The sequence below is a fragment of the Pseudomonas sp. AP3_22 TE3818 genome (assembly GCF_053628995.1).
Map to the genome: position 1 here is coordinate 2,492,763 of NZ_JBRJHL010000001.1, position 24,905 is coordinate 2,517,667.

At 61.2% G+C, this 24,905-nt stretch carries 19 protein-coding genes; 16 read left to right on the forward strand and 3 right to left on the reverse strand.

The window, feature by feature from the left end; genetic code table 11:
* Positions 1-2: 2 nt before the first annotated feature.
* From AB7M25_RS11325 to AB7M25_RS11340, 4 genes are all read left to right on the forward strand, one after another.
* Positions 3-1,730, forward strand: a complete 1,728-nt coding sequence (locus tag AB7M25_RS11325; protein WP_454237298.1) for an amidohydrolase — start codon at positions 3-5, stop codon at positions 1,728-1,730.
* A gap of 147 nt (positions 1,731-1,877) precedes the next feature.
* Positions 1,878-2,954, forward strand: a complete 1,077-nt coding sequence (locus AB7M25_RS11330; RefSeq protein WP_454237299.1) for a C45 family autoproteolytic acyltransferase/hydolase — start codon at positions 1,878-1,880, stop codon at positions 2,952-2,954.
* Between the two features lie 37 nt (positions 2,955-2,991).
* On the forward strand, positions 2,992-4,329 hold the full coding sequence (locus AB7M25_RS11335) for an MFS transporter (protein ID WP_429395466.1): 1,338 nt from the start codon (positions 2,992-2,994) through the stop codon (positions 4,327-4,329).
* A 169-nt stretch (positions 4,330-4,498) separates the two neighbouring features.
* A complete protein-coding gene (locus AB7M25_RS11340) occupies positions 4,499-7,372 on the forward strand; it encodes an RHS repeat domain-containing protein (protein WP_454237300.1) in 2,874 nt (957 codons plus the stop codon).
* Positions 7,373-7,393: 21 nt separating this feature from the next.
* On the opposite strand, the gene AB7M25_RS11345 is transcribed toward AB7M25_RS11340, so the two are convergent.
* Positions 7,394-8,335 (reverse strand): class I SAM-dependent methyltransferase, encoded by a 942-nt coding sequence (locus tag AB7M25_RS11345; RefSeq protein WP_454237301.1) that lies wholly within the window; start codon positions 8,333-8,335, stop codon positions 7,394-7,396.
* 282 nt (positions 8,336-8,617) lie between these two features.
* Here AB7M25_RS11345 and AB7M25_RS11350 point away from each other — a divergent pair, with 282 nt between their 5' ends.
* The 7 genes from AB7M25_RS11350 (at position 8,618) to AB7M25_RS11380 (ending at position 15,258) form a co-directional block, all read left to right on the forward strand.
* On the forward strand, positions 8,618-9,235 hold the full coding sequence (locus AB7M25_RS11350; RefSeq protein WP_429382906.1) for a cytochrome b/b6 domain-containing protein: 618 nt from the start codon (positions 8,618-8,620) through the stop codon (positions 9,233-9,235).
* Positions 9,232-10,017: a molybdopterin-dependent oxidoreductase gene (locus AB7M25_RS11355; protein ID WP_454237302.1), complete on the forward strand. Its 786-nt coding sequence runs from the start codon at positions 9,232-9,234 to the stop codon at positions 10,015-10,017. The genes AB7M25_RS11350 and AB7M25_RS11355 overlap by 4 nt, the downstream gene beginning before the upstream one ends.
* Positions 10,018-10,070: 53 nt before the next feature.
* On the forward strand, positions 10,071-10,364 hold the full coding sequence (locus AB7M25_RS11360; RefSeq protein WP_429382904.1) for a pentapeptide MXKDX repeat protein: 294 nt from the start codon (positions 10,071-10,073) through the stop codon (positions 10,362-10,364).
* A gap of 375 nt (positions 10,365-10,739) precedes the next feature.
* Positions 10,740-11,252: a formaldehyde-activating enzyme gene (gene fae / locus AB7M25_RS11365; protein WP_429517195.1), complete on the forward strand. Its 513-nt coding sequence runs from the start codon at positions 10,740-10,742 to the stop codon at positions 11,250-11,252.
* Between the two features lie 10 nt (positions 11,253-11,262).
* Positions 11,263-12,297 (forward strand): aldo/keto reductase, encoded by a 1,035-nt coding sequence (locus tag AB7M25_RS11370; protein WP_104447693.1) that lies wholly within the window; start codon positions 11,263-11,265, stop codon positions 12,295-12,297.
* On the forward strand, positions 12,294-13,727 hold the full coding sequence (locus AB7M25_RS11375; RefSeq protein WP_454237303.1) for an NAD-dependent succinate-semialdehyde dehydrogenase: 1,434 nt from the start codon (positions 12,294-12,296) through the stop codon (positions 13,725-13,727). Before AB7M25_RS11370 ends, AB7M25_RS11375 begins: the two co-directional genes overlap by 4 nt.
* Positions 13,728-13,893: 166 nt before the next feature.
* The gene (locus tag AB7M25_RS11380; protein ID WP_429382896.1) at positions 13,894-15,258 is read left to right on the forward strand and encodes an MFS transporter; all 1,365 of its coding nucleotides are present in this window, start codon (positions 13,894-13,896) and stop codon (positions 15,256-15,258) included.
* 112 nt (positions 15,259-15,370) lie between these two features.
* Here AB7M25_RS11380 and AB7M25_RS11385 read toward each other — a convergent pair whose 3' ends face one another.
* A complete protein-coding gene (locus AB7M25_RS11385) occupies positions 15,371-16,237 on the reverse strand; it encodes a LysR substrate-binding domain-containing protein (protein WP_454237304.1) in 867 nt (288 codons plus the stop codon).
* A 206-nt stretch (positions 16,238-16,443) separates the two neighbouring features.
* On the reverse strand, positions 16,444-17,622 hold the full coding sequence (locus AB7M25_RS11390) for a hypothetical protein (protein WP_454237305.1): 1,179 nt from the start codon (positions 17,620-17,622) through the stop codon (positions 16,444-16,446).
* A gap of 184 nt (positions 17,623-17,806) precedes the next feature.
* Between AB7M25_RS11390 and AB7M25_RS11395 the strand changes: the two genes are divergently transcribed.
* The 5 genes from AB7M25_RS11395 (at position 17,807) to AB7M25_RS11415 (ending at position 24,804) form a co-directional block, all read left to right on the forward strand.
* Entirely contained in the window at positions 17,807-18,736 is a 930-nt protein-coding gene (locus tag AB7M25_RS11395) for a LysR substrate-binding domain-containing protein (RefSeq protein ID WP_429382890.1), read from the forward strand.
* A 134-nt stretch (positions 18,737-18,870) separates the two neighbouring features.
* Entirely contained in the window at positions 18,871-20,295 is a 1,425-nt protein-coding gene (gene aldA / locus AB7M25_RS11400) for an aldehyde dehydrogenase (protein ID WP_429383212.1), read from the forward strand.
* Positions 20,296-20,487: 192 nt separating this feature from the next.
* Positions 20,488-21,810, forward strand: a complete 1,323-nt coding sequence (locus AB7M25_RS11405) for an MFS transporter (RefSeq protein WP_429395434.1) — start codon at positions 20,488-20,490, stop codon at positions 21,808-21,810.
* A gap of 1 nt (position 21,811) precedes the next feature.
* Positions 21,812-23,029: a mandelate racemase/muconate lactonizing enzyme family protein gene (locus tag AB7M25_RS11410; RefSeq protein WP_429382886.1), complete on the forward strand. Its 1,218-nt coding sequence runs from the start codon at positions 21,812-21,814 to the stop codon at positions 23,027-23,029.
* Positions 23,030-23,193: 164 nt separating this feature from the next.
* A complete protein-coding gene (locus tag AB7M25_RS11415) occupies positions 23,194-24,804 on the forward strand; it encodes a GMC family oxidoreductase (RefSeq protein WP_428607834.1) in 1,611 nt (536 codons plus the stop codon).
* Positions 24,805-24,905: the final 101 nt, after the last annotated feature.

A 24,905-nucleotide genomic window follows, 5' to 3' on the forward strand; every position in this document is an offset into this window, starting at 1 on the left:
CAATGAAACCGATTCTGACCCTGGCCGCGTCACTTGTTCTGGCCTGTTCCTCAATGGAAAGTATGGCCGCTGTCGATCTCATCCTGCACAACGCCAGGGTGTACACCGCCGAACCTGGCCAGCCCTTGCAGCAGGCCATCGCGGTCGAAAACGGCAAGGTCTCGGCGGTGGGTTCCGATGCCCAGGTGCTGCGGCTCAAACAGCCGGGCACGCGCATCGTCGACCTGGGCGGCAAGGTGCTGATGCCAGGGTTTATCGACTCGCACTCACACACGGTGAAGGGCGGCCTGCAATTGCGTCAGGCCAATCTGGACGGCGAGTTGCTGGCGCTCGACGAGCTGGAAAAGCGCCTGCGTCAGTGGCGCGAAGACGGCAAGGCCAAACGCGGTGACCTCCTCAGCGTCGGCGGTTTGCCCTCGACTTATTGGAGCCAGGTCGAGGCGCTTGAGCAGCGCTTCAATCAGGGCGAATGGGCGGATACGCCGATTCTTTTTCTGGGCTGGGACCTGCACACGGGGTGGGCCAACCGGGCGATGCTCCAGCGTGCCGGTGTGGATGCCGCGCGGGTCAAGGCGTTGAAGGACGAAGAGCAGGCCACGATCGGGCATCACGACGATGGACGGCCCAATGGCTTCCTGGTCGACGCCGGACTGTACCCGGTGCAGGCCCTGCTGCCACCGCCGACCACCGAGGAGTTGATGGCGGGCGCGCGTGCAGCGCTCGACTATTACAAAAGCCTGGGCATCACCGGTTGGATGGACCCCATCGCCAATGAAATTCCCGGCGGCGATGTGAACAATCAATCGCTGGGGGTGTTGCCGATCTACAAGGCGCTGGCCGAACGCGGCGAGCTGACCGCGCATGTCGCCGCACTGCTGATGGCCGATTCGAAAGCCACACCGGCGGATCTCGATGAACTGGACAAGGTCCGCCAGCAGTTCCTCGGCGTGCCCAACCTGACCCTGCCGGGGATCAAGGTGTTTGCCGACGGTGTGGCGGAAGTCCCGGCGCAAAGCGCCGCCATGCTGGAGCCCTACAAGAACTCGAAAAAATCCGGCGAATTGCTGATCGATCCGGCGCACTTCGGCGAACTGGTCAGCGCTGCCGACGCCCGTGGCTGGCTGGTGCACATCCACGCGATTGGCGACCGCGCGGTGCGTGAATCGCTCAACGGCATCGAACAGGCGCGCAAGGATCGACAAAGCGGGATTCCCCACTCCATCACGCACCTGCAAATGGTCAACCCGAAGGAATTCGCCCGGTTCAAACCCCTCAACGTGATTGCCTCGATGCAGCTGTATTGGGCCATGGCCGATGAGTCGAGCATGGACCTGGTCAAGCCCTATGTCAGCGCCATGGCCTTCCTGTATTCGTACCCGGCCCGCTCGCTGCTCAAGCACGGCGCGACCATTGCCGGCGCCAGCGACTGGCCGATCACCACGCCGGATCCGTGGAAGGCGATCTACCAGGCAGTCAGCCGCACCGGCCCGAAAGGCGTGCTCAACGCCGCCGAAGACATCGATCGCCAGACCATGTTCCAGGCCTACACCCTCAACGCCGCCCGCACCCTGCGCCTTGAAGAACAGATCGGTTCGCTCAAGCCGGGCAAACAGGCCGACATGATCGTCCTCGACCGGGATGTCTTCACCGTCAAGCCCGAGGCCCTGCGCGATACCCGGGTGCTGCAGACCTTCTTCGCCGGCCGCGAAATCTACACCCGCAATCCCTAACGCCGGGACCTGTAGGAGCCGGCTTGCCGGCGATGACGGCAGATCAATCAACACCGATGTTTCCTGCCAAATCCTTATCGCCGGCAAGCCGGCTCCTACAGAGACCTGGTGCTCTCAAACATCATCAACGTAAAAAGGAACCCTTCCGTGAAACTGCATTGCTTCGTCACCGACACCCACAACCCACAGATCCGAGGCCAGCAAATCGGCGAAACCTGGGCGGCGCAAATCGGCCAGACGGTGGCGCTCTATCTCGACTTTTTCAATCAGGTGGGCGTGGCGCCCGAGCAGGTGCGCGCCCTGGGCGAAGCCAGCCTGCAAGCACTCACCGACTGGAGCCCGAGCCTGGCCCAGGAACTGCAAGCCACGGCAGAAGGCGCCGGGATTCCCCTGTGGCAACTGGCGAGCCTGAACGCCCGCACGGAAATCCTCGCGGTGATGCCTGCCTCGCTTGAGGGCGAATGCTCGACAGCGGTCTTCGCGCCGGTGGGGGCCGATTCACCCAAGACCATCCAGACCTGGGACTGGCACGATTCGCTGGTGCCCCACGGCATGCTGCTGCAACTGACAAACCGTTGCGGCATGACCGTCAAGCTGTTCACCGAGTTCGGCATGCTGGGCAAGATCGGCGTGAACAGCGCCGGCCTCGGGCTGCACTTCAACATCCTCCACCACGCCAGCGACAACGCGGTAGCCGGCGTGCCGGTGCACGCCGTTGCCCGACGGATCCTGGAGGAGGCGACCAGCGTTGAAGAGGCCATTGCCCTGGCGCGGTCGGCACGGGTCAGTGCGTCGACCGTCCTGACCGTATTCTCGAGCCGTGATACGGCGCCACGGGCGGCGAGCATTGAAATGTCCGCCGCGGGCACCGCCGTGGTCCTGCCCGGCGAAGACGGCTGGATCACCCACACCAATCACTTCCTTGACCCGGTGCTGAGCATTGGCGAGCGAACGCCGGATGCATCGACCACCTACGCACGCCTGGCCCATGTCAACGCGGCCCGGGTCGAGATGATCCATGGCGACTTGAATCGCCGGGCCGCGGCCATGTGCGGTGACGCCGGGGACGAGGCGCCGATCTGTTTCCATCCGGACCTGAGCATGCCGGCCACCGAGCGCTGGGAAACCCTGCTGACCCTCGGCATCGACAGCGAAAACGGGATCCTCGAATACGCCGCCGGCAATCCGATGCTGCTGGCCCGCGACGGCTTCCAGCGCTTCTGAAACGACGTCCTCCATAACAACAAAAAGAGCACTCGATATGGCTAGTTACGGTCATTCCCCGGCGGGTTCGCAATCCGCCCTCAGAACCTTCTTCGTCTCCGGCATGGGCACCGCGCTGGAGTTCTATGACTTTGTCATCTACGGCACGGCGGCGGCGCTGGTGTTTCCCAAGGTGTTCTTCCCGCAGATGGACCCGCTCACCGCCACGCTGTTTGCCTTCGGCGCCTTTGGTGCGGGCTTTTTTGCCCGACCATTGGGCGGCATGGTGTTCGGGCATTACGGCGACAGGATCGGCCGGCAGAAAATGCTGGTGATCACCCTGTTGCTGATGGGCTTGAGTACCTTGCTGATTGGCTGCCTGCCGGGCTATTCGTCGATAGGCCTGGCCGCGCCGGCACTGCTGGTGTTGCTGCGGTTGATACAAGGCTTCGCCGCCGGTGGTGAGTGGGGCGGGGCGGCGCTGTTCGGCATCGAGTCGGCGCCGCCCGGACGGCGAGGGTTGTGGGGCAGTTTCACCAGCATGGGCATCGGCATCGGCGGGATCCTCGGCGCGGCAGTGTTCGGCATTGTCAGCGTCGCCTCCAACGATAATCTCGCTGATTTCGCCTGGCGCATTCCCTTCTGGCTGGGCGGTGTGCTGGTGTTGATCGGGCTCTATGCGCGGCTGCAAAAACCGCTTGAACAGCGCGTCGAACACAAGACGCCGGTGCGTATGCCACTGATCGCGGCACTGCGGGCGCGGCCGAAAGAAATGCTGCTGTGCACGGGGATCGCGTTTGGCTACGTGACCATTGCCTACATCGGCAGCACGTTCTTTTTGTCGTACGCCACGCAGATCGGTTACGGCAGCACCGATGCACTGATCTTCGATTTTTCGCTGTCGGTGGCCATCGTGGTGACCGCGCCACTGTTTGCCCTGCTGTCCGACCGGATCGGCCGCCGCAAAGTGATGGTGCTGGGGGCGATCATCATGGCGCTGGGGTTCTTCGGGTTCTTTGCGCTGGTCGGTCTGAAAAGCCTGCTGATTTCGACCCTGGCGTATATCGCCGTCGGTGCCTTCATGGGCGCCACACAAGGACCTATCCCGGCGTTCCTGGCCGAGCAATTCCCCAGGGACATGCGCTATTCGGGCATGTCCGCCGCCTACCAGATCGGCGCGGCACTGGGCGGGGGAACCGCGTCGAGCGTAGCCACGGCGATCCTGATTGCCACCGATCACAATCCGCTCGGTGTGGCCGTGTATGGCTCGCTGGCGTTGGCCATTGTCGCGGTCTGCTCGTTGTTCCTCAAGGAAACCGCGCATTTGAGCATGGCGCAGATCGATGAGGACAGTGGGGCGTCGGTGCCGCGTGGCGTGCAGATAAAATTGGGCTAAGCAGCGTCCGTAGGAGCCGGCTCGCTGGCGATGGTGGTGAGTGCAATGACGTCATCGCTGGCAAGCCAGCTCCTACAGGGGAAATCGCCGACCTGTTACTTCTTACAGTATCGGCCCGCGCAAAAAAGGCTCACGCTGTTCACGATCCGAGCGAAGGACCGACGATGCCGTGAACGCTCACCCACACGCTGCGACACCGACGCTCTCAGTCATCGATCCGCGCGCCCTGGCGATTCGCGGCGTGGGTTACTGCCGGCATCCCGACAGCGCCGGGATTGATCCACGCATCACCCGGCAACGCTTCGACGCGGCAGGTCACTTGATCGAGTCCTGGGACCCACGGTTGTTGGGCACCTCGAAGCCGAACCTGACCACGGTCTACGGCTTGAGTGGTCAACCGTTACTGACGGACAGCGTCGATGGCGGATGGCAGTTGAGCTTGCCGGATCAGGCGGGTTCGCCTTGTTCGTTCTGGGATGCTCGCGGCAGCCAGCGTCACACCCGGTTCGACGAACAACAGCGGCCGATCACCGTTACCGAACAGGCTGCGGGAGAACTGCCATGCGTGGTCGAGCGCTTCACCTACGGAGATTGCGGTCCTGCTTATGCCGAGCACAACCAGGGCGGTCAACTGATCCGTCATGACGATCCGGCCGGCAGTCAGATTTATCCCGAGTATGGAATGGCCGCTGGGGTGTTGCGGGAAGAGCGGCGCTTTCTTGCCGAGCTTGAAACGCCGGACTGGCCTCTCGAACCCGAGGCCCGCGATGAGTTGCTGGAACCCCAGTCGTTCATCACCTGCCACACCTTCAATCCCACGGGCGAATTACGGCAGCAGACCGACGCCATGGGCAATCTCCGCACTTTCGGTTACGACCTCGCGGGCAAACCGGATGAAGCCTGGCTGCAAGTGGCCGGGGAGGGGAAACCACCGCAACGACTGGTCAGCGCTATTCGCTACAACGCTCTCGATCAGGTCGAACGCGAAACCGCCGGCAATGGCGTGGTAACCCGTGTCGAATACGCGGCGGATGACGGTCGCTTGCTCCGGTTGCAGGCCGCGCTCGGCAGTCAAAAGCCGTTGCAGGATCTGAACTATGTCTACGACCCGGTGGGCAACATCGTCGAGCTGCAAGACCTGGCCCAACCGGTGACCCATTTCAACAACCAGCGCATCGAACCGATCAACCGCTACCGCTACGACAGCCTGTACCAACTGGTCGAAGCCCAGGGCTGGGAGGTCAGCCAGCCGAGCCATGGTCCGGCACTGCCGGCGCTGTTGCCCACACCGCTGGACCCCCACCAGCGGCGCAATTACACCCAGCAATTTGAATACGACCGGGGTGGCAACCTGATCACCCGTCAGCACAGCGGCGCACCGGGATTCTCGATGTTCACCTCGGCGCGGAGTAATCGAAGTCTGGCGCAACGTGAAGACGGCTCGCTGCCAGGCGAGCCTGAAATCGCTTTGGGTTTCGATGCCTGTGGTAATCAACGGGAACTGCAACGCGGGCAAGTCATGCTCTGGGACAGTCGCAATCAAATGCACCAAGTAACCTTGGTAAAACGCGAAACCGGGCCTGACGACTACGAATGCTACCGCTACGATCGCCCCGGCCATCGCTTGCGCAAAATGGGATTCGCCCAAAGCAGCGGCCGCACCCTGCGCAGCGAGGTCCGTTACCTCCCCGGTCTGGAAATCCACCGTCAGGCCGATGGTGAAGAACATCACGTCATCAGCGTCGAAGTCGGGCGCAGCAACGTGCGGGCGCTGCACTGGCCCCAGGGTACGCACAGTGACCAACTGCGTTACAGCCTCGGCGATCACCTCGGCTCCAGCACGCTGGAAATGGATGATGAGGCGGGTGTGCTGACCCAGGAGCACTATTACCCCTTTGGTGGCACGGCGTGCTGGGCGGGGAAAAGTGCGTTGGTGGGGAAGTACAAGACCCTTCGATATTCGGGCAAGGAGCGGGATGCGACGGGGCTTTATTACTATGGCTACCGGTATTACGCCCCGTGGTTGCAGCGATGGATTTGTCCCGATCCTGCGGGGGAAGTGGAGGGACTCAATCGTTATGCGATGGTGGGTAATAACCCGATCAATTTTTTTGACAGGTTTGGTTTGGCGGGACAGCAAACTTCAGGCACAAGGCTGTTGTTTCAGACCGCCGTCTTGACCTTGTTTATGGCTGTTGTTGGATATGGATTGGGTTGGTTAGCAGGTCATGGTGGCGAAGGTGCAATGGGTGGCGCCCTGGTGGGTGGCGCTATGGCGGGATCGGATCTATGGCGCGCCTACCAGCGTCCGAAGGCAATTGCTAAACAAAAGGAAATGTGGACAAGACAATATGACGAGAGAGTGAGAAACCGAATTATGGAGCGCTCTGCAAGTTTAGGTCTGACTGCAGACGAAACGGAAAGATATCTGAAATTCGTGAGTGGCTGGGCCACAACTCATAGAGATGTAACGTTTTCAGTTAAAAGCACAGACGCAGGGGTCTATGCATATGTAGGGCCTTTAGAAAAAAAGAACGAGGCGCAAAGCGTGCTTGGCTCAGACAGAAATCCTGTAAAAGGGCTCAAACGACTGGGCTTCAGTGTGCAGTTAATTCGGAGTCCTGAAAGGGAGCAATCATCTGCATCCCCGCAAAGTGGTCAGTCTGCTCAATTTGACGTAGGCAGCCCTGTATCAGTCGTTAACCAACGTCGACGAGCTCAAACTTCAAGTACGGTTACGATGCCGTCACAGGCGCAGCAAACAGCTACTGAATCGGTTAAACATCTGGTAATCGATACGCAAGAAGTAGATGAAATCCTGGAAAACCCGTCTGACCCCAGTCACAAGAGTGTTTTTTCAGCGATCAACCGTTTGCGTGAAGGGCGCATGGCGGCGGTCCACTGGCATCGGCATCAGGATGGTTTGTGGTCTGTGGATCTGAGCGGTTTTTCCGGAAGTACTGGACGGGGAGCACAGCGCCTTATGTTGAGTCACCAAGGTGGTGCTCGCTACAAGGTTGAGAGGATATTTAATCCGCATTAGCCGTGTGCCGGTTTTGAACCGTTAGCCTTCCAGTTTGAACACCAACGCCTTCAACCCACACTCAACATCGGCATCCGGAAACTCCGGCGGATTCTCCAGCCGCTGCTCGAACCGCAAGCTCGGCGCCTCACGAGTCACGCCATCGATCAGGAAGTCGGCGCCAAATGCCGGGTCGTTCATGCAGGCCAACACCGTGCCTTCAGGGCTGAGCAATTCTGGCAGGCGACGCAGCACCCGCTGGTAATCCTTGGTCAGCAAGAAACTGCCTTTCTGGAACGACGGCGGGTCGATGATCACCAGGTCGTACGGGCCTTTGCCGATCACCTTGCCCCAGGACTTGAACAGGTCATGGCCGAGGAACGTGACCTTGCCCAGGTCGTGGCCGTTGAGCCGGTGGTTGTCGCGGCCACGGCTCAGGGCCGGGCTCGACATGTCGAGGTTGACCACGTGGCTCGCGCCGCCTTCGATGGCCGCCACCGAGAAGCCGCAGGTATAGGCGAACAGGTTCAGCACTCGCTTGCCCTGTGCATTGGCGCGGACCCAGTCGCGGCCGTAGCGCATGTCGAGGAACAGCCCGGTGTTCTGCTTGCGGCCCAGGTCGACCCGGTACTTCAGGCCACCCTCGGTGATGGTCATTTCTTCGATGACTTCGCCCAGCAGCCATTCGGTGGTGCTTTGCAGCAGGTAGCGATGTTGCAGCAACAGCGTATGGGCGCCGGATTGTGCCCACTGATCAGACTGGGTGAGTGCCATCAGCACCTGCTTCAGGTCTTCCAGTTGCCCGGCCTCAGGCTCTTTGAACAACGCCACCAGCACCACGCCCTGCAACCAGTCCACGGTCACTTGTTCCAGCCCCGGCCAGCAGCGACCACGGCCGTGGAACAGGCGACGGGTTTCGGCGGGGGCGGCTGCCAAGGCGGTCAGCAGGTGGTCGTGAAGGGTGGAGAGGGCGTCTGCGTTCATGGGTCTGGGTCGGCAATTTGCGGGGGCGGCATTTAACCATAATTGCACAACCGACGGACCACCACAGAACCCTGTGGGAGCGGGCTTGCCCGCGAAAGCGGTGTGTCAGTCAATGTAGATGTTGAAGCTGACGGCCTCTTCGCGGGCAAGCCCGCTCCCACAGGTTCTGCGACAGGTTATTGAGTACGAGTTATCACGTTTAATTTAACTTTACGTGAGGATTTGGCGATCTTCCGGCTCCCATACTCGGCCCCAACGAACAACAACACACGGGAGCCGGACATGTCGCAGTCAACTGCTTCACCCAAGGCCAGTCATCCACGCTGGCTACGCCTGACCCACTGGCTCAACGCCCTGGCGGTGCTGGTGATGGTCACCAGCGGCTGGCGCATCTACAACGCCTCGCCCCTCTACGAATTCAGTTTTCCCACGTCGATCACCCTCGGCGGCTGGCTCGGTGGCGCGCTGCAGTGGCATTTCGCGGCGATGTGGTTCCTGGCGATCAACGGCCTGATTTACCTGGCCTTCAACCTGTTCAGCGGGCGCCTGAAGCGGCGCTTCTTTCCAGTGTCGCCCAAAGGCGTGCTGCATGACCTGTGGGCCGCCTTGCGCGGAAAACTCGGACACGCCGACCTCAGTCATTACAACCAGGTGCAACGCGTCGCCTACCTGTTCGTGATGGTCGACATCACGCTGCTGGTGCTCTCCGGGCTGGTGTTGTGGAAGTCGGTGCAGTTTCCGCTGCTGCGTGAATTGATGTTCGGTTACGAAGGCGCACGCCGTGTGCATTTCTTCGCCATGGCGCTGTTGGTGGCTTTCGTGGCGGTCCATCTGCTGATGGTCGCGCTGGTGCCGAAAACGTTGTTGGCCATGATCGTCGGCCGCAAGGAGCAAGCATGAAAAAGCGTATTCAGATCCCCGGGCTGGACGAATCCTCGATCCTCACCGACGCCCGCAAGATCCTCGCCCCGCAAATCGAAGACCGCTCGCGCCGTTCGTTCCTGCTGCGCGGCCTGACCCTCGGCGGCGTGGCCATGTTGTCCGGTTGCAACATCACCGACAACGAAAGCGTCGACACCGCGCTGTCCTCCATGTCGCGCTTCAACGACCGGGTACAGGGCTGGCTGTTCAACCCCAACGCCATGGCGCCGACCTATCCCGCATCGATGATCACCCGGCCGTTTCCCTTCAATGCCTTCTACGGCATCGACGAGGCACCGACAGTGGAGGAGGACAGCTATCGCCTGGAGGTCAGCGGCCTGGTTGCCGACAAGCGCAGCTGGCGCCTCGAAGAGCTGCGTGGCATGGCCCAGACCGAACAGATTACCCGGCACATTTGCGTCGAAGGCTGGAGCGCGATCGGACGGTGGGGCGGTGTGCGCTTCAGCGATTTCCTCAAGCGCATCGGCGCCGACACCGACGCCAAATACGTCGGCTTCAAATGCGCCGACGACTACTACACCAGTATCGACATGGCCACTGCGCTGCACGCGCAAACCTTGTTGGCGCTGACCTGGGACGGCGCGGTGCTGCCGCGCGAATACGGCTTCCCGATGAAGCTGCGCATGCCGACCAAGCTTGGCTACAAGAACCCCAAACACATTCAGGCGATTTTCGTCAGCAACACCTACAGCGGCGGCTACTGGGAAGACCAGGGCTACAACTGGTTCGGTGGCAGCTGACGGATGCCTGGCCATTTCACACCTCCACACCCCACGCTCCAAGGAGTTTCATCATGAAAAAACTGACCACCGTTGTACTGTCCATGTGCCTGGCTGTTGGCGCCGCCTCTGTGTTCGCAGCTGACACGATGAGCAACGACAGCATGAGCAAGGACTCGATGTCCAAGGATGCGATGAAGAAGACCGATTCGATGTCCAAGGACGCCATGAAAAAAGGCGATTCGATGTCCAAGGACACCATGAAAAAAGGCGATGCGATGTCCAAGGACGCGATGAAAAAAGGCGACTCCATGTCCAAGGACGCCATGAGCAAAGATGCGATGAAAAAGGACGCCATGTCGCAGTAATCCCAAGCAACCTCGGACCCTGTGGGAGCGGGCTTGCCCGCGAAGACGTAGTGTCAGTCGCTATCAATGTTGACTGGACTGCCGCCTTCGCGGGCAAGCCCGCTCCCATAGGTTTTTTGTATGAGTCGCAAGGGTATGACTTGAAGTCATATCCCCATGAGTTTTAATGGTTACAGCCCCGTCAACCCCCGGTGTTAAAAAATCGCAAACCAGCTCATCAACAACAAAAAAGAGCGTTTGCAACCATGACTCATCATCACTGCCGCGTCTTCGCCAGCGATCTGCTGCGCTCTTCGAACCCAGACATCTGCCACGCCAGGCCTCGTGCTTGCGTGCGCTGCTGATCAACCAAAACTCCCTGAAGAGTAACGACTCATGAAAGAACTCGACCTGTACATCGGTGAAGGCTTCGAAGGCCCTGGCGTGAACGCCGCACACATCAACATCCTGATCGGCCCGCGCAACGGCCCGGCAGGGCAGGCGTTCGCCAATAGCCTGGCGTCGCCAAGCCAGGGTCACTGCCCGTTCATGGTGATCGCCCAGCCGAACATCCCGGTCAAGCCGATGACCCTGTATGTGAACAAGGCCGCGATCGGCAGCGACCTGCACGGCAATGCGACCTGGGGCGCGTCCCAGGCCGGTATCGCCAAGGCCGTTCTGGAAGCGCTGCTCGACGGCACCCTGCCGCCGGAAGCCGAGGACGAGTGGGCCATCGTGACCGCCAACTGGGTCAACCCGGCCTGCGACAACCTCGATGCGGTGTACCTGAACAACTACAACGCCTGCCGCACCGCGATCCGTGCCGCCCTCACCGGCAAGCCGGAAACCGCTCAGCTCAAGGATGTGGTCGATCACATCAGCAACCCTTTCTACACGCCAAAAGCCTGAGGTCCGCGCCATGCAATACATTCGTTTGGGCAACTCCGGCCTCGAAGTCTCCCGCCTGTGCCTGGGCACCATGAACATGGGCACCCCGGACTGGAAACCGTGGATCTTCGATGAGAAGAAAAGCGAACCGATCGTCAAGCACGCGCTGGACAACGGCGTGAACTTCATCGACCTGGCGGACTTCTATTCCGCCGGGGTCGGCGAAGAAGTGGTGGGGCGCATCGTCAAGCGCCTGGCCCGGCGCGAAGACCTGGTGATCACCACCAAGGTCGGCTACGGCACTCGCAGCGGTATCAACGCCAGCGGCCACTCGCGCAAGCACATCATGGACAGCATCGATGCTTCGCTCAAACGCCTGGACATGGATTATGTCGACGTCTTCATGCTGCACTACTTCGACGTCAACACCCCGGTCGAAGAAACCATGAGCGCGATGAATGACATCGTGCGTTCCGGCAAGGCCCGCTACATCGGTGTGTCGACCATGCTCACCGGGCAACTGGCGAAAATCCTCATGGCCTGCGAGCGCAATGGCTGGGTCAAGCCGATCAACATGCAGCTGCAATTGAACTGCGCCTACCGTGAAGAAGAGCGCGAGATGATCCCGTTCTGCCGCGACCAGGGCCTCGGTGTGTCGGTGTTCAGCCCGTTGGCCCGTGGCCTGTTGACCGGCGATGCGCAGTCGACCCGCAACCAGACGGACTTCTTCACCCAGCAGATGTACAGCGACGAAGCCTCGTTCGAAATCGCCCATTCGGTGCAACGTGTAGCCCGTGCCCGTGGCGTGTCCAACGCGCAGATCGCCCAGGCGTGGGTGGCCAACCACCCGGGCGTGGATTGCATGTTGGTCGGCGCCGACACCACCGAGCAGTTCGACAGTGCCCTGGCGGCCCTGGAGACCAGGCTCGACGCCGAAGAACTGCATGAACTGGAGCGCAACTACACGCCGTGCGACGTGATCAACGATTACACCGCCGGCAAGCGCATCCTGCGTACCGCCCGTCCGGGGCTGGAGCGCTTCAACCTGACCGAGGCCGTGGCATGAGCGCGTTGATTCGTCACGGCAATTTCATCGATGGCCAATGGTCCAGCGGCGGGCAGACTTATCCGGTGCTGAACCCGGCCAACGGCGAGCTGATCGCCGAGGTGCAAAAGGCCGGCGCTGAAGAGACCCGGTTGGCCATCGAGGCGGCCAACCGCGCCTTGCCGGCGTGGCGCAAGCTGACCGCCAAGGAACGCAGCCAGCGCCTCAAGCGCTGGAGCGACTTGATGCTGGGCAACCAGAAGGATCTGGCCACGCTGCTCAGCCGCGAACAAGGCAAGCCGTTGGCGGAAGCGATGGGCGAAGTGGTGTATGCCGCGAGCTTCCTGGAGTGGTTCGCTGAAGAAGCCAAGCGTGCCTATGGCGACGTGATCCCGAGCCACAAGGCCGATGCGCGGATCATCGTGGTCAAGGAAGCCATAGGCGTCGTCGCGGCGATCACCCCGTGGAATTTCCCCCTGGCCATGGTCACCCGCAAGGTCGGTCCGGCGCTGGCCGCCGGTTGCACCATGATCCTCAAGCCCTCGGAAGAAACCCCGCTGTCGGCCTTCGCCCTGGCGGTGCTGGCCGAGCAGGCCGGGATTCCGGCCGGTGTGTTCAATATCGTTTCCGGTGATGCCGTGGCGATCGGTGGCGCGCTGCAAGCGTCGAACATCGTGCGCAAGCTGTCGTTCACCGGCTCGACCCGCACCGGCAAATTGCTGATGCGCCAGGCCGCCGACACCCTGAAAAAAGTTTCGCTGGAACTGGGTGGCAACGCACCGTTCATTGTGTTCGACGACGCCGATCTGGACGCGGCGGTCAAAGGCGCGATGGCTTCGAAATTCCGCAATACCGGGCAGACCTGCGTTTGCGTGAACCGCTTCTTCATTCAGGACGGTGTGTACGAAGCCTTCACCGGCAAACTCGCCGAAGCCGTTGCAGCCATGCGCGTCGGCAGTGCATTGGACGGTGAAACCGAACAAGGCCCGCTGATCAATGGTGCCGCACTGGCCAAGGTCGAGCTGCACGTGAGCGATGCGGTGGAGAAGGGCGCCAAGGTCCTGTGCGGAGGTCGTCGTCATGCCTTGGGCGGTACGTTCTACGAGCCGACGATTCTTGCCGAAGCCAGCAGCGACATGCTGATTGCCCAGGATGAAACCTTCGGACCGGTGGCTGCCTGCTTCCGTTTCAAGGACGAAGCCGAGGTGCTGCAAAAGGCCAACGACACGCCATTCGGTTTGTCCGCCTACTTCTACAGCCGCGACATCGGCCGCGTCTGGCGCATGGCCGAAGGCCTGGAAGCCGGCATGGTCGGGATCAACGAAGGGATCATTTCCACGGAAGTGGCGCCGTTCGGCGGCATCAAGGAATCGGGCCTGGGTCGCGAGGGTTCGAAGTACGGCCTGGATGACTACCTGGAAATCAAATACCTGTTGATGGGCGGTCTGTAAGGACGCACGCCGCCCCTTGTAGGAGCGAGCTTGCTCGCGATGGACATCAACGATATCGCAGGGAGCCTGACACCCCGCGGAGTTTTCAAGTCCATCGCGAGCAAGCTCGCTCCTACAGGAGTTACACGCTTCATTTCTCCGTCAATAACAACAATTGGAGATTTACATGTCCGTACAACCGGTAAAAATCGACGACCTGCCCATCGGCCGCTTTCATATCAAGATCGCCGGCCTGACGTTTGGCGCACACTTCACCGACGGCTATATCCTCGGCCTGATCGGTATCGCATTCACCTTGCTGAGCCCGCAGATGCAGCTGGATGCATTCTGGCAGGGCCTGATCGGCGCTTCGGCCCTGATCGGCCTGTTTCTCGGCAGCCTGTTCTTCGGCTGGATTTCCGACAAGGTCGGCCGGCAGAAAATCTTCCTGGTCAGCTTCGTGCTGATCACTCTCGCCTCGGTCATGCAGTTCTACGTCGAGTCGGCCATGGCGCTGTTCCTGTGCCGGGTGCTGATCGGCATCGGCCTGGGCGGTGACTTCAGTGTCGGCCACGCCATGCTCGCCGAGTTCGCACCGAGAAAGCACCGTGGCGTGTTGCTCGGTTCGTTCAGCGTGATCTGGACCTTCGGCTATGTCGCCGCGACTTTCGTCGGCACCGCCATGCTCAGCCTCGGCGACGACGCCTGGCGCTGGATGCTGGCCTCGTCGGCGATCCCGGCGGCGTTGATCCTGATCGCCCGTATCGGCACCCCGGAATCGCCGCGCTGGCTGGTCAATCAGGGCCGCATCGCCGAGGCCCGGGCCATCGTCAGGAAACACCTGGGCGAGCACGTCGAACTCGACGAAACCCCGTCCACCGAAACCCGTTCCGGCTACGCGGTGCTGTTCAGTCGTGAATACCGCAAGCGCACGGCGTTCAACTGCTTGTTCTTCGTGTGCATCGTGATGCCGTACTTCGCCATCTACACCTTCCTGCCGTCGATCCTGCAGAAGATGGGCCTGGCCGAGGGCTTCGGCACCGAACTGATGTTGAACATGCTGCTGATCCTCGGCGCATTGATCGGCATCTGGTGCACCATCAAGTTCACCCGGCGCGGGTTCCTGATCAACTCGTTCATCATTCTGGCGCTGGCGTTGTTCCTGCTGGCGGTATTGCCGGGCAGCGCGGCGTGGCTGATGGTGCTGGTGTTCGGCGTGTTCACCCTGGTGTTGTCGGCGGTGAGCAATCTGGTGGGCGTGTTCCCGGCCGAGAGCTTCCCGACAGAAGTGCGCGCCAGTGGTATCGGCCTGGCCACGGCGGTGAGTCGCCTGGGTTCGGCGATCAGCACTTTCCTGTTGCCGGTGAGCGTGGCGGGGATTGGCTTGAGCCCGACCATGGGCATTCTCGCGGCGATTCTGGCGCTGGGTGCCTTGTTGTCGTGGGCCTGGGCGCCGGAGACCAAGTCGCTGACCTTGAGCCAGGCGTGCAAGGCGCAGAGTCCGGTGGAGGAGAGCGTGGTGGTATCGGTGAAAGCCGCAACACCCATCTGACAGATTGGCACGCCCCCTGTAGGAGCTGCCGCAGGCTGCGATCTTTTGATTTTGATTTTTCAAAAACAAGATCAAAAGATCGTCCGAACGCGGCCCGAGCCTGCGGCAGTTCCTACACCAGTCCCAGCCACTCGGTAAACAACCGCACCTTCGACAAGCCCTGCTTGTCATTCGCCACATCCAGCCAATAGCCATAGGGCCCGACCACTTCCACAGGGGTGATCGGCACCAGGCTGCCATTGGCCAGTTCCTTTTCGATCATCTGCCGGTCGATCACCGCCAGCCCGCCGCCCGCCAGCGCGGTGTGGATCACCTGGTCCAGGGTGCTGAATTCCAGCCCCTGCCGGGCATCGACATCCTCCCGGCCCATGGCCGCCAGCCAGTTCTCCCAGACCTTCAGGCGCTTGCCGTCGTGCAGGATATGCAGCAATGGAAATTGCCGCAGGTCCGGTGGCTGCTCGCCATTGAACAACTCCGGACTGGCCACGGCGATGTGCCGTTCCATCACCAGTAACCGACTGCTGCAATGGCTGGCGGCTTCGAGGCCGAAGCGGATATGGCAGTCGATTTCCGCAAGACTCTCGTGGCCCATCTGGTTGGTCACGCTCAGACTGATATCGGGGTAGCGCTGAACGAAGGCGCGCAGGTGAGCGGAAAGCCAGCGTGTGGCCCAGGTTGGCGGCGCAACGATGCGCAGGCGTTGGCGCAGATTGGGCACGCGCACCGCTTGCAGGGCGCGCTCGATGTGGTCGAAGGCTTGCGCCAGGTGCGGGGAGAGGGCGGTGCCGGTTTCGGTCAGGGTCAGGCCCTGGGGCGTGCGGACGAACAGCGCCACGCCAAGGTAGTCTTCCAGCTGTTTGATCTGCCGGCTGACGGCGCCCTGGGTGACGTTCAGTTCCAGGGCTGCCTGGCTGAAACTGCGATGCCGCGCGACCTCTTCGAAGACGCGCAGCATGTTGAGCGAGGGCAGTTGACGCATGGGAGGGGGCTCATTTCTGATGTGTTTTGTAGCGTCTATCTGACTATTGGCAATGAGCCGATGCAAGTGTTGTTTGGGCTGACGCCATCGCGGGCAAGCCCGCTCCCACAGGTTCTTTGGTGTGCACAGATTTTTTTGTACGACGCGGACATTGTGGGAGCGGGCTTGCCCGCGAAGGCGTCCTCATGGACGCCAAAACCTCCGGATCAGAAGTAGTACCCGATGTTCATGTACAACTGATTCTCCCAATGATCCGTCCCACCCGCTCCAAGACTCTGGGTGCAGCTGCTGCCACCAATGTACGGATCGTTCTTGCCGAAGATCCATTCCGTGGCGATCCACAATTTGCTGAACGAGAACGAAGTACCGAGGATCGCCCGCTCGGAGGTCTTGAAGTCATCGGCGGATTTGTCGAAGGCGCTGTAGTTGGCGTAGAGCTTGACCCCGCTGATCTGGTCGAACAGGTACTTGCCGGCCACGTCATAGCTGAGGTCCGCCACGTACAGGTTGCCGCGGCTGGCGACGTTGTAGGTGCCGTCGTAACCGCCGAAAGTCACCAGTTCATCGGTACCGGGGTTGCGTGGAGACATCTGCTGGCGCGCTGCCTGCAACTGCACGCCCCAGGGGCCGTTCTTGCCCAGGTAGTGCAGCGCGACGGCATTGCGCCGGCCGTCATTGTCGGTGTCGCGGTTTTGAATGCTCGACGTCAGGCCGGACAGGCCGACCTCGGATTTCCATGGCCCCATGTCCAGCGCCCTGGCCACGCGCAGCACCACGGTGTGGCGTTCCTGGTTGTCGCTGCCGTCGGTCACGTAGCTGTCGGCTTCCGATACCACGCTGGAGTAGGTGACGCCATTGCTGGTGCCTTTGCCTTGCCAGGCCGGACGCAGGTAGTAACCGGCCTGGACGTTCCAGTCGCCGCTTTGCTGGATGTACTTGGCGCCGACCTGCTGCACGTCTTCCAGGCCGATGACGTTGCCCAGGGTTTCGTAGAAGGTGCTGCCGAAGTACGGCTGCAATCCGAACGGCACCGAGTTCAGGCCCACTTGCACCTGCTGGTCGGGGTTGAACTTGTAGCCGGCCCACGCGTACTTGGCGAACTGGATGTCGCCGTAGTTCCTGGTGTACTGGTAGGGATAGGAGCGGCCGTAGAAACGGTACTGGGCCTCACCGATCCAGGTGTCGGAGTTGTACTTGGCACTGAGGAATACGGTGTCCAGGCCGAATTTCTGGATATCGCGATCCGGGTCGTAGTCCCAACGGGCCCGCACCGCGCCGCCAAGGTCGAGGTTGTCGGTGACTTGCACGGCCATGGCCGGGGCCGCAAAGGTGCAGAGTAGAGCGAGGTACAAAGGACTGAAGCGCAGGGAAACAGGGAAGGGCATGTGGCAGCTCTCGGTTATTTTTATTTGAGATGCCGGCCAGTCTTGCGATCTGAGCTGCGATGAACAAACGATTAAAAATCCGCTGAAACCTTCCTCGAACGCATGTTACTGAAAAAATCCTGTAGGACAATGCATCGCCGTCATGGGATCCTTGTGCCCTGTCACTGGTCCTTGAGAGCCTTTCATGAAACGCAAAATGCCCGGCCTGAATGCGCTCAAAGCGTTCGAAGTGGCCGGTAGCACAGGCAGCTTCACCCGTGCCGCCGAACTGCTCAACGTCACCCAGAGCGCGGTCAGTCGCCAGGTGCGGCAGCTGGAAGAGCAACTGGGCGAACACCTGCTGGAGCGCCGTCACCATCACCTCGAACTGACCAGCGCCGGCCGGGTTTTGCTGCGGGCATTGCACCAATCCTTCGACAAGATCGAGCTGACGGTGCGCAGTATTCAGCAGAAGTCCCATGCCAACCGCCTGCACATCAACGCGCCTCCAACCTTCACCAACCGCTGGCTGATGCCGCGCCTGGGGCGCCTGCGCGAGAAGCATCCAGAGCTGGAATTGAGCATCACCACGCGCCTGCAGGACAGCCTGGCGGAAACCAGCACGCTGGACTGCGCGATCCGGTTCGGCAACGGCGAATGGGATGGCCTGGACAGCTCGTTACTCTTCAAGGAGCGGCACATCGCGGTGTGCGCGCCCTCGCTGTATGCGCGGGAGTGGAGCGAGCAGGGTATCGACCTCAATCGCCTGACGCTGCTGCATGTTCTGGCCCGGGAAGACCAGCGCTACCTGACCTGGAAACACTGGCTGGACGCGGCACGCATCAGCGGCGTGGACACCCAGGGCGGTTATGAATTCGACTTGCTCGACCTGGCGATCCGCGCGGCCATCGATGGCCTGGGCATCACCATCGCCGACTGGCACATGGTCGCGCCGGAGCTGGCCAGCGGGCAGCTGACCCAGGTGCTTAACGTGCATGTCGAAGGCCATCAGTCGTATTGGCTGGTGACCCGGCCGGAACAGTCACTGCCGCAGTTGCAGGTGTTCAGCCAGTGGTTGCAGGAAGAAATCTGGCTGGCGCAGAGGCAGCTCGAACCCTCCACCGCCGTCACCTGACCCCCCCCCTGCGGCAGCTCCTACAGGGTAACGTGCGTTTTTTGAATGTTATCTCGCTCAATAAATCGTTTGTCCAACTTGCGTCGGATGTCAAGACTGCTCGAACTGGATAAAAACAACGATGGGCGATGCACATGCGACTCGAGCGAAACTTTGTTAACGGGCAATTCAATGAGCCGGCCAGCGCTGCGTTGATCGCCGTCTATAACCCGGCCACCGAAGCGCTGATAGGCCACGTCTCGGCCGCCACCAGCGACGAAGCCACGGTTGCCGTCGAAGCGGCTGCAGCGGCGCAGAAAACCTGGGGCAAGCTGACCAGCATCGAGCGCGCCGAACACCTGCGCGCCTTCGCCGATGCCCTGGAAGCCTGCGCCGAGAACATTGGTGAGGCCCTGGCCGCCGAGTCCGGAAAAAGCGTGAGCGATGCCCGCAACGAAGCCCGTTACGCTGCGCAGATCACCCGTTATCACGCCGAATGGGCGCGCCGCATCGAAGGCGAGATCATTCCCAGCGACACACCGAACGAAAACCTCTTTCTGCATCGCGAGCCGATTGGCGTGGTCGCCTGCCTGATCCCGTTCAATTACCCGGTCTACACCTTGCTGCGCAAAATCGCTCCGGCGCTGATCGCCGGCAACACCGTGGTCGTACGCCCGAGCAACAACACGCCGACCTCGGCCTTCGAAATCGCCAAGGCTGTACAGCAATCCGGCATGCCGGCGGGCGTGATCAATATCCTGACCATGGATCACGCCACCGCCGCCACGGTTTGCACCCACAAAGCCGTGGGCCTGATCACCCTCACCGGCAGCGTCAATGCCGGGCGCATCGTGCTCGATTATTGCAAGGCCAACATCGCCAAGCCGTCCCTGGAACTGGGCGGCAAGACCCCAGCGATCATCGAGGCCGACGCCGACCTCGAAGCCGCCGCCAGTGCGATCGTCGCCTCCAAGACCACCCACTGTGGCCAGTTGTGCACGGCGGTGGAGCGGGTCTATGTGCAGGAAAGCATCTACGACCAATTCCTCGGCCTGCTGAAAGAGAAAATCAGCGCCGTGAAATACGGTGACCGCGCCACCGATGCCGGCCTGATGGGACCACTGGTCAATGCCAGTTCGCAACAGAACATCCATGCCATGGTCGAGCGCGCCATCGCCGACGGCGCGGTGCTGGAAACCGGTGGTGTGCTGCCGGAAGGCAAGGGCCATTTCTATCCGCCGACCCTGCTCAGTGGCTGCCGCCAGGACATGGAAATCATCCAGGAAGAAATCTTCGGCCCGGTGCTGCCGGTGCTCAAGTACCGCGACATCGACGAAGCCCTGGCCATGGCCAACGACCACCAGTTCGGCCTGTCGTCGGTGCTGTACACCGAGAACTATCGCACCGCGCAGAAAGTCGCCAACGCCATCGAGGCCGGCGAACTGTATGTCAATCGCACCCCGGCCGACCCGTACCAGGGCTTCCACGCCGGCTGGAAACGCTCGGGCCTGGGCGGCGATGACGGCAAGCACGGCATGCTCGAATTCACCCAGACCCGATTGGTGGTGATGAAGTACTGATTTACCCGGAGTACCCCTCTCGCTTATGTGGGAGCGGGCTTGCTCGCGAAGACGTCTTATCAGTCGACATTGATGGTGCCTGACACTCCGCTTTCGCGAGCAAGCCCGCTCCCACATTGGCCTGAGTACACCTGAGCCATATAAAAACAATTATTCGAGCGCCCGGACCACCGGGTGCCAGAGGTCTACTCGATGTCAAAGCCTGCAACCACTGTTGCCGCTGTTCAGGGTTCGAACGCGGGTTCAAAAAGCCAAAGCGACAAGGGAAGTCGTTATTTCCAACTGATGCTGTTGGTGCTCGCCGCCGGTGCGATCTATCCGATCCTGTACCTGCGCCAGGTCTACCAGACCACCATGCTCGAAGTGTTCCAGATCAGCCACAGCGAGCTGGGCTACCTGTACTCGATGCTCGGCACGATCTTCCTGCTCTCGTATTTGCCCAGCGGCTGGCTGGCGGATCGCATTGCACCACGCTTCCTGATTTTCTTCTCGCTGGTGGCCACCGGCGCCCTGGGCCTGTGGTACTCCACCGCGCCGTCGATGACCGGTTTGATGATCATCTTCGGTTGCTGGGGCCTGACCACCGGTTTGACCTTCTGGGCCTCGGTGCTCAAGCGGGTGAAGATGATTGCCCATCACACCGAGCAGGGTCGGTTCTTCGGCATCCTCGACGGCGGTCGCGGTCTGGTCGAAGCCCTGCTGGCAACCGTCGCCCTGGCGCTGTTCGCCTTCGCCACCGAAACCCGTGGCGAGTCGGTGGCCGAAGGCTTCAAGCACGTGGTCTACCTGTATTCCTTCACCTGTATCGCCATCGGCTGCGTGCTGGTGCTGATCAAGGACCCGAAGGCCATGGAAGACACGCCGGCGGTGGAGAAGGGCAAGTTCAACCTGCTCAGCGACCTGACCACCTTGGTGAAAATCCCTGAACTGTGGCTGGTCACCGCCATTGTGTTCTGCGGTTACCACATCTTCTGGGCCACCTACAGTTTCTCCGATTACCTGCAGGGCGGCGGCATGACCGCGGTGATGGCCGGCACCATCACCACCATCAAGCTCTGGATGCGCCCCATCGGCGGCATCGGCGGCGGTTGGCTGGGTGACAGGTTCTCCAACATTTCGGTACTGGTCGTCGCGTTGTTCCTCGCTTCTCTGGCGATGATCGGCCTGATCGTGTTCCCGGCCCTCAACAGCCTCGGCCTGCTGATCGGCACGGTGATTTTCATCGGCCTGATGACCTACGCCATTCGCGGGCTGTACTGGGCGATTCTCGACACCTGCAACATTCCGCTGCGCATCACCGGCCTGGCCATCGGCATCGTCTCGGTGGTGGGTTACCTGCCGGATGCCTTCATTCCCTTGATCAACGGCTACCTCACCGAGCATTTCCCCGGTGCCTTTGGCTACAAGCTGTATTTCGGCTACATCGCGTTCGTCGGCCTGCTCGGGACCCTGGCGGCCCTCACGCTGCGTGCGCGCATCAATCGTAAATCCATGAATAAGAAAACAGGTGCCTGAGATGAAAATCGTCGCCCTTGAAACCCATATCGTTGCCGTTCCGCCACCGCACATCGGTGGGATGTACTGGCTGTTCGTCAAGATCAAGACCGACTGCGGCATCGAAGGCGTCGGCGAAATCTACGCCGCGACCTTCGGCCCCAAGGCCATGCTGCCGATCATCGAAGACGTGTTCGAGCGCTACCTGCTGAACCAGGACCCGCACCACATCGAACGCTTTTTCCGCCAGGCCTATTCGAGCGGCTTCACCCAGCGCCCGGACCTGACCATGATGGGCGTGGTCAGCGGTCTGGAGATGGCCTGCTGGGACATCATCGGCAAGGCGGCGAACAAACCGGTCTACGAGTTGCTCGGGGGCAAGGTCCACGAAAAGCTGCGTTCCTACACCTACCTGTACCCGGTCAACAGCAAGGGTGAGTACGACTACGACGACCCGGACCTGGCCGCCGAGTGTGCCATCGAAAACATGAACAAAGGCTTCACCGCCGTGAAGTTCGACCCGGCCGGGCCGTACACCGCGTACTCCGGTCACCAGATTTCCCTGGAAGTGCTGGAGCGCTGCGAAACCTTCTGCCGCAAGATCCGCGAAGCGGTGGGCGACAAGTGCGACCTGCTGTTCGGCACCCACGGGCAGATGGTGCCGTCCTCGGCCATTCGCCTGGCCAAGCGTCTGGAGAAGTACGACCCGCTGTGGTTCGAAGAGCCGGTGCCACCAGGCCAGGAAGATGCGATGGCGCAAGTCGCGGCCAAGACCAGCATCCCGATCGCCACCGGTGAACGCCTGACCACCAAGTACGAATTCTTCAAGTTGCTGCAGGCCGGCGGCGCGTCGATCCTGCAAATGAACGTCGCACGCTGCGGTGGCCTTCTGGAAGCGAAGAAGATCGCGAGCATGGCCGAAGCCTATTACGCGCAGATCGCCCCGCACCTCTACAACGGGCCGATCGGCGCGGCGGCGAGTTTCCAGTTGGCGACCTGCACGCCGAACTTCCTGATCCAGGAAAGCATCATGACCTGGGGTGGTTTTCATGCCGAAGTCCTGACCAAACCCTTGCAGTGGGAGGACGGCTACATCATCCCGTCCACCGAGCCGGGCCTTGGCGTGGAGTTGAACATGAACGTGGTGCGCAAGCATTCGCCGTACACCGGTGAGCGGTTGCACCTGCAAATGGCGCCGACTCCGGCGGATGTCAAAGACACTTCGCCGGCCAGGGGCTGACGGGAGACTTTTGTAGGAGCGAGCTTGCTCGCGATGATCGTCAACGATAACGCTGGGGGCCTGATACCCCGCGGTGTTCTCAGGTTCATCGCGAGCAAGCTCGCTCCTACAGGGCTCTACCCATTCCGGCTTTTTTTGTACAACGACTTACGCGGTAACCGTGCATGACATACGACTACATCATCGCTGGCGCCGGCGCAGCAGGCTGCGTTCTGGCCAATCGCCTCTCGGCTTCCGGGAAACACACGGTGCTGCTGCTGGAAGCGGGCGGGAAAGACTCGTCCTTCTGGTTCAAGATCCCGGTCGGCTTCGCCAAAATGTATTACAACCCGACCTTCAACTGGATGTACTACAGCCGCCCGCAAAAGCAACTGAACAACCGTGAGATCTATGCCCCGCGCGGCAAGGTGCAAGGTGGTTCGGGCTCGATCAACGCGATGATCTACGTGCGTGGACAGGCCCATGACTTCGATGACTGGGCGGCCAACGGCAACGACGGCTGGGGTTTCAAGGACGTGCTGCCGTACTTTCGCAAGCTGGAAAACCACCCGCTGGGTGACAGCGATTACCACGGCGGCAGCGGCCCGATCAGCATCACCCCGATGAAGGGCCAGACCCATCCGATCTGCGATGTGTTCCTCAAGGGCTGCGACGAACTGGGCTACCCCATCAGCGACGACTTCAACGGGCCGAAATTCGAAGGTGCGGGCATCTACGACGTCAACACCCGCGACGGCCAGCGCTGCTCCAGCAGCTTCGCCCATTTGCACCCGGCATTAAGCCGGCCGAACCTGACGGTCGAGCATTTTGCCCTGGTGGACCGGGTACTGTTCGACGACCGGCAACGCGCTACCGGGGTCTCCATCACCCAGCACGGCGTGGTGCGCACCTTCAGCGCCAACAAGGAAGTGATCCTCTGCGCCGGTGCCGTGGACACACCGAAGATCCTGCAACTGTCCGGCGTGGCCGATCAGGCGCTGCTGGCCAGACACAACATCCCGCTGGTCAAGCACCTGCCGGCGGTGGGGCAGAATCTGCAGGATCACCTGTGCGCCAGTTACTACTACAAGGCCAACATCCCGACGCTGAACGACCAGCTCAGTTCGCTGTTCGGCCAGTTCAAACTGGGCCTGAAGTACCTGTTTACCCGCAAGGGCGCGCTGGCGATGAGTGTGAACCAGGCCGGCGGGTTCTTCCGTGGCGACGCGCAGCAGACCAACCCGAATTTGCAGTTGTACTTCAACCCGCTGTCGTACCAGATCCCGAAGAACAACAAGGCCAGTCTCAAGCCCGAGCCGTACTCAGGCTTCCTGCTGTGCTTCAACCCGTGCCGGCCGACCAGTCGCGGGCATATCGAAATCGCCTCGAAAAACCCGCGGGATGCGGCGCTGATCGACCCCAATTACCTGAGCACCCAGAAGGACATCGACGAGGTGATCCAGGGCAGTCGCCTGATGCGCAAGATCATGCAGGCGCCGGCGCTCAAGGGCATCACCGTCGAAGAGGTGTTGCCGGGACCGGTGGTCGAAACCGACGAGCAGATGCTGCAGTACTTCCGCGAAAACAGCGGCTCGATCTACCACTTGTGCGGTTCCTGCGCCATGGGCCAGGACGAGCAGAAGTCGGTGGTGGACAAGCGCCTCAAGGTCCACGGGCTCGACGGTTTGCGCATCGTCGATGCGTCGATTTTCCCCAACGTGACGTCGGGCAACACCCACGCCGCCGTGTTGATGGTGGCGGAAAAGGGCGCCGACCTGATCCTGCAGGACGCGTGATGCCGGTCACCTGACTGTATCAAAAATGAATTTCCGCGGTTTGCGCTGCTCATACCTTTAGGCAGCGGATCCAATTCCGCGAAATCATTGAGGCATTCAGG